Origin of the sequence: Paucibacter sp. TC2R-5 (genome assembly GCF_025717605.1) — a bacterium.
Classification (GTDB): Bacteria; Pseudomonadota; Gammaproteobacteria; order Burkholderiales; family Burkholderiaceae_C; genus Paucibacter_A; species Paucibacter_A albus.
Window position 1 is genome coordinate 113,930 of sequence record NZ_JAJIRQ010000007.1, and the last position, 13,671, is coordinate 127,600.

The 13,671-nt window shown below is 62.5% G+C and carries 12 protein-coding genes; 5 read left to right on the forward strand and 7 right to left on the reverse strand.

Going from position 1 to position 13,671, the window contains the following annotated elements:
• Window positions 1-7 precede the first annotated feature (7 nt).
• Window positions 8-1,078, forward strand: a complete 1,071-nt coding sequence (holA, locus tag LNV08_RS16830; RefSeq protein WP_263534890.1) for a DNA polymerase III subunit delta — start codon at window positions 8-10, stop codon at window positions 1,076-1,078.
• A 6-nt stretch (window positions 1,079-1,084) separates the two neighbouring features.
• Here the strand turns inward: holA and LNV08_RS16835 are convergent, their stop codons facing one another.
• From LNV08_RS16835 to thiL, 4 genes are read right to left on the reverse strand one after another with little or no spacing between them, the layout of a single operon-like run.
• Window positions 1,085-2,026, reverse strand: a complete 942-nt coding sequence (locus tag LNV08_RS16835; RefSeq protein ID WP_263534891.1) for a 2-hydroxyacid dehydrogenase — start codon at window positions 2,024-2,026, stop codon at window positions 1,085-1,087.
• On the reverse strand, window positions 2,023-2,523 hold the full coding sequence (locus LNV08_RS16840; RefSeq protein WP_263534892.1) for a CinA family protein: 501 nt from the start codon (window positions 2,521-2,523) through the stop codon (window positions 2,023-2,025). Before LNV08_RS16840 ends, LNV08_RS16835 begins: the two co-directional genes overlap by 4 nt.
• Window positions 2,524-2,528: 5 nt before the next feature.
• On the reverse strand, window positions 2,529-3,074 hold the full coding sequence (locus tag LNV08_RS16845; protein ID WP_263534893.1) for a phosphatidylglycerophosphatase A: 546 nt from the start codon (window positions 3,072-3,074) through the stop codon (window positions 2,529-2,531).
• A complete protein-coding gene (thiL, locus tag LNV08_RS16850; RefSeq protein WP_263534894.1) occupies window positions 3,071-4,030 on the reverse strand; it encodes a thiamine-phosphate kinase in 960 nt (319 codons plus the stop codon). The genes LNV08_RS16845 and thiL overlap by 4 nt, the downstream gene beginning before the upstream one ends.
• Before the next feature lie 197 nt (window positions 4,031-4,227).
• Between thiL and LNV08_RS16855 the strand changes: the two genes are divergently transcribed.
• From LNV08_RS16855 to LNV08_RS16865, 3 genes are all read left to right on the forward strand, one after another.
• Window positions 4,228-6,522 carry an NADP-dependent malic enzyme gene (locus tag LNV08_RS16855; protein ID WP_263534895.1) on the forward strand — a complete coding sequence of 765 codons (2,295 nt, stop codon included), beginning with the start codon at window positions 4,228-4,230 and terminating at the stop codon, window positions 6,520-6,522.
• A 331-nt stretch (window positions 6,523-6,853) separates the two neighbouring features.
• A complete protein-coding gene (locus tag LNV08_RS16860) occupies window positions 6,854-7,183 on the forward strand; it encodes a ribonuclease domain-containing protein (RefSeq protein ID WP_414858762.1) in 330 nt (109 codons plus the stop codon).
• A 47-nt stretch (window positions 7,184-7,230) separates the two neighbouring features.
• On the forward strand, window positions 7,231-7,626 hold the full coding sequence (locus tag LNV08_RS16865; protein ID WP_263534897.1) for a barstar family protein: 396 nt from the start codon (window positions 7,231-7,233) through the stop codon (window positions 7,624-7,626).
• 242 nt (window positions 7,627-7,868) lie between these two features.
• On the opposite strand, the gene rsmA is transcribed toward LNV08_RS16865, so the two are convergent.
• Genes rsmA through LNV08_RS16880 form a run of 3 tightly spaced genes read right to left on the reverse strand, consistent with a single transcriptional unit; the run spans window position 7,869 to window position 12,290 of the window.
• Window positions 7,869-8,639 carry a 16S rRNA (adenine(1518)-N(6)/adenine(1519)-N(6))-dimethyltransferase RsmA gene (gene rsmA / locus LNV08_RS16870; RefSeq protein ID WP_263534898.1) on the reverse strand — a complete coding sequence of 257 codons (771 nt, stop codon included), beginning with the start codon at window positions 8,637-8,639 and terminating at the stop codon, window positions 7,869-7,871.
• 2 nt (window positions 8,640-8,641) lie between these two features.
• On the reverse strand, window positions 8,642-9,964 hold the full coding sequence (locus LNV08_RS16875) for a peptidylprolyl isomerase (RefSeq protein WP_263534899.1): 1,323 nt from the start codon (window positions 9,962-9,964) through the stop codon (window positions 8,642-8,644).
• 1 nt (window position 9,965) lies between these two features.
• Window positions 9,966-12,290, reverse strand: coding sequence for an LPS-assembly protein LptD (locus LNV08_RS16880; RefSeq protein WP_263534900.1), 2,325 nt, complete (start codon window positions 12,288-12,290; stop codon window positions 9,966-9,968).
• Window positions 12,291-12,600: 310 nt separating this feature from the next.
• Here LNV08_RS16880 and LNV08_RS16885 point away from each other — a divergent pair, with 310 nt between their 5' ends.
• Window positions 12,601-13,659, forward strand: a complete 1,059-nt coding sequence (locus LNV08_RS16885; RefSeq protein ID WP_263534901.1) for an aminoglycoside phosphotransferase family protein — start codon at window positions 12,601-12,603, stop codon at window positions 13,657-13,659.
• Window positions 13,660-13,671 lie beyond the last annotated feature (12 nt).

The following is a 13,671-nucleotide window of genomic DNA, read 5'->3' on the forward strand; positions in this document are numbered from 1 at the left end:
CATCAAGATGCAGCTCCGCGCCGAAGCCCTCGCCCCCCAACTCGCCAAAGGGCTACGACCGATCTACACCGTCTATGGCGACGAGCCGCTCTTGATTCAAGAAGCGGCCGATGCGATCCGCGCGGCGGCGCGCGCCCAAGGCTATAGCGAACGCAAGGTCTTCACCGTCGCCGGCGCGCATTTCGACTGGGCGCAAGTGCTCGGCGCGGCCCAGGCGCAGAGCCTGTTTGCCGACCGGCAGCTGATCGAAATCCGCATCCCGTCCGGCAAGCCCGGCAAAGACGGCTCCGAGGCGCTGCAGCGTTACTGCGCGCGCCTGCCCGAGGATGTGGTGACCCTGGTCAGCTTGCCAAAACTCGACAAGACGCAGACCAGCAGTGCTTGGTTCAGCGCGCTGGACGGCGCCGGCGTGACGCTGCGGGTTGACCCGGTCGAGCGGCGCGCGCTGCCGCAGTGGATCGCCCAGCGCCTGGTGGCGCAAGGCCAGCGCGTCGCGGACGGCGAGATGGGTCAGCGCACGCTGGCGTTTTTTGCCGATCGGGTCGAGGGCAATCTGCTCGCCGCGCATCAGGAACTGCAAAAACTCGCGCTCTTGCACCCCAAGGGCGAGCTGAGTTTCGAGCAGATCGAGTCGGCAGTCTTGAACGTGGCGCGCTACGACGTCTTCAAGCTCAGCGAGGCGGTCTTGGGCGGCCAGGTCGCGCGTGTTTTGCGCATGCTGGAAGGCCTGGAGGCCGAGGGCGAGGCGGCCGTGCTGGTGCACTGGAGCCTCTCAGAAGATATCCGCGCGCTCAAGCGTGTGCGCGATGCGGTTGACGCCGGCAAGCCGCTGCCGATGGCAATGCGCGAATCGCGCGTCTGGGGGCCGAAAGAACGCTTGTTCGAGCGCATCGTGCCGGGCCTGCACGCGGCTGATTTGACCCGTTTGGTAGCGGCCGCCCAGGTCTGCGATGGCTTGGTCAAAGGCTTGCGCCAGCCCGACTGGCCACAAGACGCCTGGGCCGGCTTGCGCCGTTTGGCGCTGATGCTAGTGGAGACCACAGCCGCGCGCGGGCCTAGGCTGGCGCTGCAGAGCTGAACCGCCTCAATAGCCTTGATGCCGCTGCACCAGATGCTGCAGCGGTTGACCCGCCCGCAAGGCCAGCACATTGGCCCGCACCACCGCGGCGGCGCTGCGCGGGTCGGTCTGCGCGGCGCAATGCGGCAAGACGGTGATGCGCGGGTGCCGCCAAAACGGATGATCGACCGGCAGCGGCTCCTGGCGAAACACGTCCAGCACCGCGCGGCTCAGACGCCCGCCATCCAGCGCCGCCAAGAGGTCGACCTCCAACACATGGGCGCCACGCGCCAGATTGACAAGGCTGGCGCCGGGCTTCATCGCTTCGAAGCGGGGGGCGTCGAAGAAGTCTCGCGTTTGCTCGGTCAGCGGCAACAAGTTGACGACGGTATCGGCCTGCGCCAGACCTTCGGCCAAGCCCGCCTCTCCGTGCAGGGTGTGCACCCCTGCCAAAACCGCTGGTCGGCGGCTCCAGCCGCTGACGGCGTAGCCTTGCGCCGCCAAAGACTGCGCCACGCGCCCGCCTAACTCACCAAGCCCCAGTACCAGCACCCGCCATTCGCTCGCGCGCGGCTGCTGGGGTGCTTTCCACTCGGCCCGCCCCTGCTGTGCTTGCAGCTCAAAGAAACCACGGTGTAGCGACAGCACTGCCCACAAGGCCGTGTGCGCCATCGATTCGTTCATCGCGGGGTCCACCATGCGCGCCAAGGGGACATCGGGCGGCAGAGTCAGGTCTTGCAGCAGCCTATCGACTCCGGCCCACAGCGACTGGATCAAGCGCAGCTTGGGCAGACCGGCGAGACTGCCCGGCTCGGGGTTGGCAACGACCGCCACCTCCACCTCGGTGGCCTCCGCCGGATTGACGGGCGGTGCCAGCAGCCATTGCTCGTCGGGCATGACGCTTTGCAGCAGATGCAGCCAATGATCACGCTCGGCCGGCAGCCAACGCCCCAGCAAGAGCAGACTCATTCGTCTTTGTCTTCCACCGCCTCGCACAAGGCCATCAAGCCGGCCCGCAAGGTCGCGGTGCGCACCGCATGGCGGTCGCCGGGAAACAGCTCCCGCCAAACTTTGGGCGGTGACCCCGCATGCACCAGCGCCAGCCAGACCGTGCCTATGGGCTTGTCGGCGCTACCTCCCGTCGGCCCGGCGATGCCGGTGACCGACAAGGCCCAATCAATCGGGGCATGCGCCAGCAAGCCGCGCGCCATATGCAGCGCCACCTCGCCGCTGACCGAGCCGTGCAGACCGATCAAGGCGGCCGGCACGCCCAGCAACTCGGTCTTGGACTCGTTGCTATAGGTCACCACGCCGCGCTCGAACCATTGGCTGGAGCCAGACAAGCTGGTACAGGCCGCTGCGATCAGGCCGCCGGTGCAGGACTCGGCCGTACCCATTTTTTCGCGCCGCTGCGTCAGGGCGACGCCGATGCGATCGATCAACTCTTGCTCTTCGGGAATTAGCATATTCATCACCCCCAGAAAAATCGCCACAGCGCGATGACCATAAGCGTACATCCTGCCGCGACGAAATCATCGAACAAAATGCCCCAGCCCTGCGCCCAGCCAACCGGGCGGCCGCGCTCGCCCTTGAACAACTGATCAGCCCAGCCGACCGGTCCCGGCTTGGCGGCATCGAAATAGCGGAACAGCGCGAATGCGATCAGCTGGCCCCAGAAACCGACCGGCGAAACAAGCCACAGGATCAGCCAGAAGGCGACGATCTCGTCCCAGACGATCGCACCGGGGTCAGGTGTTGCCATATGGCGCGCCGTCAGCGTGCAGGCCCACCAGCCGATCAAGGTGCTGGCCACGATCAGCGCCGCCCATTGGCCGTCATTCAGCCAGGGGTTGATCAGCACAAAGCTGAGCCAAGCCCAGAGCGTGCCTACGGTGCCGGGCGCCTTCGGAGACAAGCCGCTGCCGAAACCCAAGGCCATCCAATGCGCTGGATGGCCCAGCATGAAGCGCGCAGTGGCACGGCGCGGCGCGGTGGCCAGGGTTTCTTCTTCACTCATGATTTGAAATGGTCAAAGCTGCTGAATTGGTGTGCCAAGGCCTGACCCTCGGCGTCGAGCAGGCGCAAGCCTGCTGCGGCTTCGATGCGGCCGATCCGCGTCACCGGCGTAGCGCTTTGCTCGGCGGCCTGTTGCACGGCCGCGCGCTGCCCGGGCGCCGCCGTGAACACCAACTCATAGTCGTCGCCGCCTGCCAGGCCGCATTCGCGTTTCAAGGCCAGCGATTGGGTGGCCAGCACGGCACTGCAAGGCAGCAGATCCACCTCCAGGCTGGCGCCAACGGCAGAGCGCTGCAAGATGTGGCCAAGGTCGCCGATCAAGCCATCCGAAACATCAACGGCGCTGCTGGCAACACCGCGCAAAGCCTGACCCAGGGCCACGCGCGGCTGAGGGCATTCCATCGCAGCCCGCACTTGTGCGAACTGTTCGCCGGGCAGACTGATGCTGCCGCGAAACACTTCCAGCGCCAGCCGCGCATCACCCAATGAGCCGGATACATAAACATCGTCGCCGGGCTTGGCGCCGCTACGCAGCAGGGCCGCGCCGGCCGGCGCCTCGCCCATCACCGTAATGCCGATGTTCAGCGGGCCCTGGGTGGTATCGCCTCCAACCAGATGTATGCCATGCGCATCGGCCAAGGCAAACAAACCTTTGGAGAAGCCCGCGAGCCAACTGGCATCGGCACGCGGCAGCGCCAGGGCCAGGGTGAAGGCACGCGGCGTAGCGCCGCAGGCGGCAAGGTCGCTGAGGTTGACGGCCAAGGCTTTGTGGCCGAGCCGCTCGGGTGCCACCGTCGGCAGAAAATGCCGTCCTTCGACCAGCATATCGGTAGACACCAGCCATTGCATGCCCGGCGTCGGCGCCAGCACCGCGCAGTCATCCCCTATGCCCATCACGACGCCGTCCTGGCCTTGCTGGCGCACGAAAAACTGCTTGATCAGATCGAATTCACCCATGCGAGGATTCTCGCCGGTGTACGGCACGGGCTTTGCAAGTTGAGGTCGCAAATACGCATTTCCGCGTATAGCCCCGCCCTCGCCAAGGGCTGACACTTGCTGTCAGCGTAAAAGTGTCAATATGCGCACTCCTACAATCCAATGGCTCGCACGTCGAGCCCAGCAAGACTTCACAGGCCCGCCAAGAGAAATTGCCCATGCCCACGTCCGAACAAAAGAACGCCCAGTTTCGCCAAGCAGCGCTTGAGTATCACGAGTTCCCGACGCCGGGCAAGATTGCGATCGCCGCCACCAAGCAACTGGTCAATCAACGCGATTTGGCGCTGGCATATTCGCCGGGCGTGGCCGCCGCTTGCGAGGAGATCGTTGCCGACCCGGCCAATGCCTTCCGCTACACCTCGCGTGGCAATTTGGTCGCTGTGGTGACCAACGGCACGGCCGTCTTGGGCCTGGGCGACATCGGCCCGCTGGCTTCCAAGCCGGTGATGGAAGGCAAGGGCGTGCTGTTCAAGAAGTTCGCCGGCATTGATGTGTTCGACCTGGAGATCCAGGAGCGCGACCTCGACAAGCTGGTCGATATCATCGCCTCGCTGGAGCCGACCTTCGGCGGCATCAATCTGGAAGACATCAAAGCGCCGGACTGCTTTTATGTCGAGCGCAAGCTGCGCGAGCGGATGAAAATCCCGGTCTTCCATGATGACCAGCATGGCACGGCCATCGTCGTCGGCGCGGCCTTTTTGAATGGCCTCAAAGTGCTGGGCAAGGACATCAAACAGGTCAAGTTGGTGACTTCGGGCGCCGGTGCAGCTGCGCTGGCCTGCTTGGGGCTGCTCGTCAAGCTCGGTCTGCCAAAGGAGAACATCTGGGTCACCGACTTGGCCGGCGTCGTTTACGAAGGCCGAGTCGAGTTGATGGACCCGGACAAGGCCGGCTTTGCGCAAAAGACCGAGATGCGCAGCCTCAGCCAGGCCATTGAAGGCGCGGACATCTTCCTCGGCCTGTCGGCCGGCGGCGTGATGAAACCGGAAATGGTGGCCAAGATGGCCGAGCGGCCGATGATCTTCGCGTTGGCCAATCCGACGCCGGAGATCACGCCCGAGGAAGTCAAGGCGGTGCGCAGCGATGTCATCATGGCCACGGGTCGCACGGACTACCCGAATCAGGTCAACAACGTCCTGTGCTTCCCCTACATCTTCCGCGGCGCCTTGGACTGCGGCGCGACGACGATCACCGATGAGATGGAGATCGCCGCCGTCCACGCGATCGCGGAGTTAGCACAGGCCGAGCAGAGCGAGGTGGTGGCAGCGGCCTATGCTGGCGTGAACCTGAGTTTTGGGCCTGAGTATCTGATTCCCAAGCCTTTCGATCCGCGCCTGATGATGAAGATCGCACCGGCGGTGGCACAAGCCGCCGTCGCTGCGGGCGTCGCTCAGCGCCCGATCAAAGACATGGAAGCCTACCGCGAGAAGCTGCAGAGCTTTGTCTACGCCTCCGGCACGACGATGAAGCCCATCTTCAACGTCGCCAAACGCGCCAAGAACAAACGCGTCGCCTACGCCGAGGGCGAAGAAGAGCGGGTGCTGCGCGCGGTGCAAGTGGTGATTGACGAAGGCCTGGCCCGGCCAACCCTGATCGGGCGCCCTGCGGTGATTGCCGAGCGCTGCGAGCGCTTCGGTCTGCGCCTGCAAGAAGGCCGCGACTACGACATCGTCAACGTCGAAGAAGATCATCGCTACCGCGACTATTGGCAGACCTATCACCGCATGACGGACCGCAAGGGCGTGACGGCGCAGTTGGCCAAGATCGAGATGCGCCGCCGCCTGACTCTGATCGGCTGCATGATGCTGCACAAGGACGAGGTGGACGGCATGCTGTGTGGCACCTGGAGCAACACGGCCATGCATTTGCACTACATCGACCAGGTCATTGGCAAGCGCCCCGGCGTCAAGAACTTTGCCTGCATGAACGGTCTGATCCTGCCGGGCCGCCAAGTGATGCTGGTGGACACCCATGTCAATTACGACCCGACAGCCGAGCAATTGGCCGAAATCACCGTGATGGCGGCAGAAGAAATGATGCGTTTTGGCCTGCGGCCCAAAGCGGCCCTGCTCTCGCACAGCAATTTCGGCTCCAGCAACCATCCCTCGGCCTTGAAGATGCGTGAAGCGCTGGGCCTGATTCGCAATGCCGCGCCTTGGCTGGAAGTGGACGGCGAAATGCACGGCGACACCGCGCTCGACGCCGCCTACCGCAAAGAACTGATGCCGCACAGCACGCTGAGCGGCGAGGCCAATCTTTTGGTGCTGCCCAATATCGACGCTGCCAATATTTCCTACAACCTACTCAAGACGGCGGCCGGCGGCGGCATCGCGATCGGCCCGGTCTTGCTTGGCGCAGCCAAACCTGTCCATGTGTTGACGCCGTCGGCGACCGTGCGACGCATCGTCAATATGACGGCGCTGACCGTCGCAGACGCCAACGCGGCACGCTGACAAGGGCTGGAGTTCACAGCAATCCGAGCACCATATTGGTGCTCGGATTGGGCCTTTGTAGTGAGTTTTTACAAATGTTTGTGAGGGCTTACCGAGCCCCTTCCGACACAAGAGAAGTCAGCTGCACAGCCTTATAACAGCATGTGTGCGCTCACAAACAAAAGAGTAATATCACCCTGAACCGCGGCGAAGCGCTTGAGCTTTTCGGGCGTTTTAGTTACCATTGTGTTTTCAGGAACAGGGTTAACCCGTGACTTTGCTCTCTCGACCACATCCGTGGTCCGCTTGGCGAAAATCAGTCCTAGCCACTTTTTTGTTGGCAACGGTCGCGATCAACGTCCAAGTGCAGGCCAAAGAAACGCTTGCCTCGCTGGAAGTAGTCGCCTTGTCGGCACTGCCTCGTGAAGCGCAGAAAACGTATCAGCTGATCTTGACCGGAGGGCCATTCCCTTACGAGAAAGACGGCATCGTTTTCGGCAATCGCGAACGCATCTTGCCTAAACATCCAAGAGGCTATTACCGCGAATACACCGTCCCGACGCCCGGCGCCCGCAATCGCGGTGCAAGGCGACTGGTGTGCGGCGGCAAGCCCCCTAGCAATCCTGATGTTTGCTATTACACCGGCGACCACTATTCATCGTTTAAACGCGTTGGGCAGTGAACCGAAGGTGATGAAAAGTTCTGAGACTATATAGGAGGATCGCGACCATGCTTTTGCAGACCGTCCGTCCCAATATCGTGCAGGCCATTCGGGCCTACCGCGTAGAGGACTTGATGCACGCCGCACAGGATGCTGGACAGCATTTTCTGTACGCCAACCTGACCGAGGCGCAATCCAAGCAGGATGTGCTGGAGGGGATTGCGCAAGCTTTCCTGTTCCCGGCTCATTTCGGCAAGAATCTTGATGCCCTTCATGATTGCATGACGGATCTGGTGCACAAGTCCGGCGCTCAGCCTGGCTTTGTCGTTGTGCTTGAGCAGTTGCCCGACAACGCCAAGTTCGACCGCGAAGTGCGCGAGCAGCTGCTCGATGTCTTCCGAGAAGCGGCCGATTACTGGGCCGACCGCAAGGTTCAGTTCAGGTGCTTCTATTCTTTTCAGTAGCCCGCTCACAAGACAACGCGTCTTGGGAGCGGGCTACCGAAGAAGCCGCAGCTGCCCCGGTCAAGCCGGCAGCGAAGAATTCCAAAGCAGCAGCCAATGCCAATTTTGGAATGAATATGCCGATGATGAGCAGCGCTTTCGACACAGCCATGTGGTTGAACGCAGCCTAAGCAAGCGACTTAGGCACATCAAAAAAGGATCCCTCGGGATCCTTTTTTTTGGTCTGACTATTGTTTCTTGAGTCAGTCGGCCTTGGCCAATACTTGTGCCAGCGCGACGAACTCAGCCACCGGCACCTCCTCGGCACGGCGCTGCAAATCGAACTGCCCACCAAAACCCTTGGTCGCCAGCCAGACACCGAGGCTGTGACGCAAGAGCTTGCGGCGCTGCGAAAACGCAACCGCCACCATTTCACCAAACAGCTTGCGATCCAGCTCGGGCGGCTTGGCATAGGGCTGCATGCGGACAATGGCAGATTCGACCCGCGGCGGCGGATCAAAGGCGCTTGGCGGCACATCGAGCACCGACTCGATCGCATAGCGCCACTGCAGCATGACGGTCAAGCGGCCATAGTCCTTGCAGCAAGGCGAGGCTGCCATGCGGTCAACGACTTCCTTTTGCAGCATGAAATGCTGATCGACCACATGCTCCACATAGCCCAGCAGATGAAACAGAATTGGGCTGGAGATGTTGTAGGGCAGATTGCCGACCACCCGCAGACGCTGGCCTTTCGCGGCAGCAAGGGCGGCAAAATCGACCTTCAAGACGTCGGACTCAATGACCTCAAGCCCATCCCGGCTGCGCAGCTTGGCGGCCAAGTCACGGTCCAGCTCAATCACCGTCAGCGGCTTGATCCGATCCAGCAATGGAATCGTCATCGCGCCCAGGCCGGGCCCGATCTCGACCACCGTCTCGCCGCTTCGAGGGTCAATCGCGTCAACAATCGACTGGATGATGTTGACATCGGTCAGAAAATGCTGACCGAAGCGCTTGCGTGCAATGTGCTGCGCCATGCTCAGTCCAGCCACTCGCGCATTTCGACATAGGCCCGCGAGCGCAAGTCCTTGACCCAGTCGAGATAGGCCTCCTCGTACTTGCCTTCGCGCAGAGCCGCTTTCGCCTGCTCGCGCAAGGCCTTCATCTCGACCTCGACCAAGCGGCGCTCTACCACCTGGATCAGATGCACGCCAAAGCGAGACGGCACAGGGTCGGAGATGCCGCCCAGCGGCAAGGCGTTCATCGCCGCCTCGAACTCGGGAACAAAAGCGCCAGGACCCATCCAACCCAGATCGCCCCCCTCAGCAGCGCTTCCATCCTCGGAGTTTTCGCGCGCTACCGCCTCGAAGCTGGTGCTGCCACTCGCGATCGCGCGCTTGAACTCGGCCAGGCGGCGCGTGGCGACCTCGGCGCTCAGCTGCGCCGATGGGCGCAGCAGCACATGCCGTGCGTGGGTCTGCGTGACCGTCGTCAGCGAACCGCCGCCTTGACGCTCGACAACCTTCAACACATGAAAGCCGGCCCCCGAGCGCAGCAGCTTAGGGCTCAGCTCACCGCTCTTCAGCCCCGCAACAGCCTGCACAAACAAGTCCGGCAAGCGATCCGCAGGGCGCAGACCAAACTGGCCACCGCGCTCCTTGGTCGCATCATCCGAAAACTCACGCGCCAGCTTGGCGAAATCGTCCCCAGCCTGAGCACGAGCAAGCACCTCTTCGGCCCGGGCTTTCCGCTCGGCCACGACCGCTTCGGAAGCGCCGTCCGGCAGCTTGATCAGAATATGCGCCAGATTCATTTGCCCGGTGCTGTTCGCCTGCTCCTTGCGCTGCTCCAAATAGGTGTCGATATCGCCATCGGTAATCCGAATCCGCGCCTGCACCTCGCGCTCACGCACCCGCTCGGTCATCATCTGATCGCGCAGGTTTTCTCGAAAGGTGCGGAAGTCGGTGCCGTCCTGCTTGAGCCGCTCCAGCAACTGCGGCATGGTCAGCTTGTTCTGTGCCGCCACATTGCTGACCACACGGTCCAGCTCAGGCTCATCGACCTTGCCACCGGTCTCGCGCGCATAGGTGACCAAGACCCGATCATCGATCAAGGCGTCCATGGCCTGCTTGTGCAGAGCCGCCGGGTCGGGCATGGCCACACCCCGCCGTTTGGCCTCCTCGCGCAGCTGCAGGGTTCTTTGCACCACCTCGCTGGCCGCCACCACGTCTTGGTTGACCACCGCGGCAATGTAGTCGCCGGGTTTGAGGTCGATGGCGCGCTGCTGCGCCCAAGCCGCAGGGCTCAGCGGCAGGCCCATCAAAAGTGTTACACCGAACAGGGTCAGGGATCGAATCGACATATCAGTCATAGGGAGCTTCAGGGCTTGCCGAGCGATCATTGCTCAGGCGTCGGTAACCGGGCACATTGTCCCTCAAGACCTTGAGTGCGTTGGAACCCAGTTGGGACAAGCCCACCAGCTCCAATTGCAGCATCAAGCGCGTATTGGTTTCTGCGCGTCCGGTCGAGAGGCGCTCGGCCCCAACCCGGAACACCCAGCAACCGGCGTCATACTCAAAACCGAGCACCGAGTCGGTCAGCTTTCGGTCAAACATGCTGTATTGCACGCGCCCAGCGCTGTACCAGGCGCCGCCGCAGCCGGCGCTATCGCGCTTGGGTCCGGCCTCCTGGCCATAGATGGGCCACTGCCATGCCAGCTCGACCTGCTCGCTCTGCCCACGCGTGAGCCGATAGGCCATGCTGACGGTACGAAAGGGGCCGGGCGAGTAACGTGCCCGCAGGATGGTGCGCACCGGGCGACTCTCATTGGGATTGAACTGCACCGCACCGTCGGTCCACCACTGCGGCCGCAAATGCGCCGAACCCAGCAGCAAGAGGTCGGAGAAGCGCTGCGTCACCGGCACCCCGTCGGGCGTGACCAGCTGATCGCGGAACAAATATCGCTGCACCAGACCCAAGCGCAAAAGCTCGGCACCCTGCTCGTTATCGACCCAGCGGCTGACCGCGCCGGCGGTCAATTGATGGGCGTCGGAAACCCGGTCGATGCCGGAGAACTGATTTGATGAGTAAATCGAATCGAAATTGAAGTCCTTGGGCGCGGAATCAAAGTTCGGGAACTGCTCTTGAGCCCGATAAGGTGTGTTGACGTAGAGCACGCGCGGCTCCAAGGTTTGCGTCAACTGGCGCTCAAAGACGCTGGTTTCACGCTCAAACACCCAACCATGGTCGACACTGAAGGTCGTCACCGTTCGTCCGATGGATTTGTGCCCGTCGTCGCGGGCCTGATCCAAGGCATATTGAGCGGCATTGACTTCCAGTCGCGGGATCAACCACCACGCCGCCCCGCCCATCGGTGCGCTGACATGCGCGAGCAAATGCGCGCGCTGCCCGGTTTGAGTCTGTGTAGGCAAGGCGCTAGGCGGCAGGTCAAAGCGGTTGTACTCCAGCTCTACCGAGCCCTCCAGACGGCTCTTGCGCCCCCAGGGCCGAAAGCCCTCCATGACCGCGTCATCGGCGGCCGAGGTCAGGCGTAGCCCGACCTGCGGCGAGCGTTGATAGGGCGAAGCAAACTGAGACTGGGTGTCCAAGCCCTGCAGCACCTGCCACCGCTGCACCCTCGCATAGGCCTGCATCTCGCCCCAATGGGTCTGCTGCCGCCGGTCAAACTGCAAATCCGTCGGCAAAAGCCGTTCGGTCTGCGAATGCAGGCGTTGTGGCAAGTCCTTCCAATAGTCATCGTCCGAGACCCGCTCCGCTGCAAAGCGGTAGCGCCAGTCGCGTGCCAACTCTCCGTTTTGATCGAGGTTCACGGCCCAGCGGGAATGACCCATCAAGCGATCATGCGGCAACAAAGCCAGCTTGGCGATACCGGCGTGCTGCGGCTCCAGATAACGGAATTCACTGTCCAAGCCGAAGCCGCGCCGCGACATCACAAACGGAGTCAAGGTGGCATCACGCTGGGGGGCGATATTCCAGTAGTAAGGCATGCCGAACTCGACACCGCTGCGCTTGTCGATGCTGAAGCTTGGGGGAAGCCAGCCTGATTTACGCCCCAGCCCGAGCGGGAAACTCAGCTTCGGGGCGGGCAAGATTGGTACGCCGTAAAAACGCAGCACGCCACCGGTGGCCACACCCACATTGGCGTCGAAGTCGAGTTCGAGCTTTTGTGCGCTGAGTTCCCAAGGCAGCACTTGACCATCCTCACGCACTGGGCAGCTGCTGTAGGTACCGGCCATCACCAAGACATTGTTGGCGCCGGCGAACTTGACACGTTCCGCATGCCCGCGCCCGCCGGTCAGCGCGAGGAAGTAGCTGGGCGAAAGAAACTCCCCCTCAAAGCGATTGATATAGAGCTGCAACTCGGGGCCACTGAAAACATTGCCGTCGCGGTTGACTTCGACATTGCCGACCGCCCGCGCAAAATCCTCGACCTGCTCATAGTTCACCCGGTCCGCCTTGAGCAAGAGCTCGCCGGAGCGCAGTTCGACCGCCCCTTCCGCGCTGGAGCCCTGGTCCAGACGCATGCTCAGCTTTTCGGCGCCGATGACCAAAGCCGCCTTGCCGCTTTGCGGGCCCTTGCCACTGGTCTGACGCACCGGCTTCAGTCGCAGCGCCTCTTGGGCCGCATCGGCTGAAACGCTCGCGGCCGGCGCTTGCTGAGCGCGCACGCCGCTCGCCGGGAGCAAAGTCCATGCGCACAGGCACAGCAAGCTCAACCGGGGCCAGCCGCGCGGGAACGACTCTGTAGCGAAAACAAGGGGGGCGAATCGAACCAAGGCGGTGGGCAAAGACGTTGACTAGGGGCCGAGCACAGCAAGATGCCGGCAACTTCAATAAAACAGCGAGGCCGCAAGGGCGAGCAATTCACGCGCAAGGCGCCGAGCCTGCCCTCACGGTTTGTAAAATCCATTATCCATGAGGCGGCCAAAAGCCCGTCCCTGCCTCAGCCGATTTCCTCTAACGTGCAGCGCCCCGCCCATGAACTCCATTGTTTGGCCCCAGAAAAACCGCGAACTGCACTTTCAAACTTGGCTGCAGCCCCTGCTAACGCAACACGGCCTGCTAGCCGACACCCTGCAACTGGCCAGCGCCGACGCGAGCACGCGACGCTACTTGCGCATCACGGGCGAGAGCGGCAGCAGCTTCATCGTGATGGACGCGCCGCCAGAGAGCAACGATGTGCGCCCCTTCATCGCTATTGCCAAGCATATGGCCCTTGACTGCGGCCTGCATGTGCCGGAAATCATCGCCGCCGACGAAGCCCTGGGCTTTGTGCTGCTCAGCGACCTGGGGGATTTGACCTATCTGAAGGCGCTTCAATCTGCCAGCCCGGCCGAAGTAGACCGCCTGATGCGCGCGGCCACGCAAACCCTGCTGCAATGGCAACTCAAGGGCGACGCAGCCCGACTGCCGGCCTTTGACGAAAGTTTTGTGCGCCGCGAACTGCAGATCTTTGTCGACTGGTGTGTGCAGCGCGAATACGGCCGGCAGTGGAGCGAGACGCAGCTCAAATGGTGGGAGCACAGTTGCAAGGTGCTGGTGGCCAATATGGCCGAGCAGGCCCAAGTACCCATGCACCGCGATTTCATGCCGCGCAATTTAATGGTTTGCTCGGCTGCCGATGGCGCACTGCAAGTCGGCGTGCTGGATTTCCAAGACGCGGTGCGCGGACCCGTAGGCTACGACCTCGCCTCGCTGCTGCGCGACGCCTTCATCTCCTGGGACGAAGAACAAGAACTCGACTGGGCGATTCGCTATTGGGAACAGGCCCGCCGCGCCGGCTTGCCCGTCGACCCCGACTTTGGTGAGTTCTGGCGGCAGGTGGAGTGGAGCGGCCTGCAGCGCCACCTGAAAATCCTTGGCCTGTTCTGCCGCCTCAAGCACCGCGACGGCAAGCCCGCTTATGCAGAGGACCTGCCGCGCTTTTTTGCCTATGCGATCAAGGTCTCGACCCGCTATGTGCAGCTCTCACCGCTGACGCATCTGCTGCAAGACCTGCAGGGCAGCATGGTCGAGACCAGCTTCACCCTGCGCTAGACCGTTTTCAGC

Excerpts from the sequence above, each read along its gene's own strand:
- holA (WP_263534890.1), top strand. The coding sequence starts at position 8 with ATGCAGCTCCGCGCCGAAGCCCTCGCCCCCCAACTCGCCAAAGGGCTA.
- LNV08_RS16835 (WP_263534891.1), bottom strand. The coding sequence starts at position 2,026 with ATGAGTCTGCTCTTGCTGGGGCGTTGGCTGCCGGCCGAGCGTGATCAT.
- LNV08_RS16840 (WP_263534892.1), bottom strand. The coding sequence starts at position 2,523 with ATGCTAATTCCCGAAGAGCAAGAGTTGATCGATCGCATCGGCGTCGCC.
- LNV08_RS16845 (WP_263534893.1), bottom strand. The coding sequence starts at position 3,074 with ATGAGTGAAGAAGAAACCCTGGCCACCGCGCCGCGCCGTGCCACTGCG.
- thiL (WP_263534894.1), bottom strand. The coding sequence starts at position 4,030 with ATGGGTGAATTCGATCTGATCAAGCAGTTTTTCGTGCGCCAGCAAGGC.
- LNV08_RS16855 (WP_263534895.1), top strand. The coding sequence starts at position 4,228 with ATGCCCACGTCCGAACAAAAGAACGCCCAGTTTCGCCAAGCAGCGCTT.
- LNV08_RS16865 (WP_263534897.1), top strand. The coding sequence starts at position 7,231 with ATGCTTTTGCAGACCGTCCGTCCCAATATCGTGCAGGCCATTCGGGCC.
- rsmA (WP_263534898.1), bottom strand. The coding sequence starts at position 8,639 with ATGGCGCAGCACATTGCACGCAAGCGCTTCGGTCAGCATTTTCTGACC.
- LNV08_RS16875 (WP_263534899.1), bottom strand. The coding sequence starts at position 9,964 with ATGTCGATTCGATCCCTGACCCTGTTCGGTGTAACACTTTTGATGGGC.
- LNV08_RS16885 (WP_263534901.1), top strand. The coding sequence starts at position 12,601 with ATGAACTCCATTGTTTGGCCCCAGAAAAACCGCGAACTGCACTTTCAA.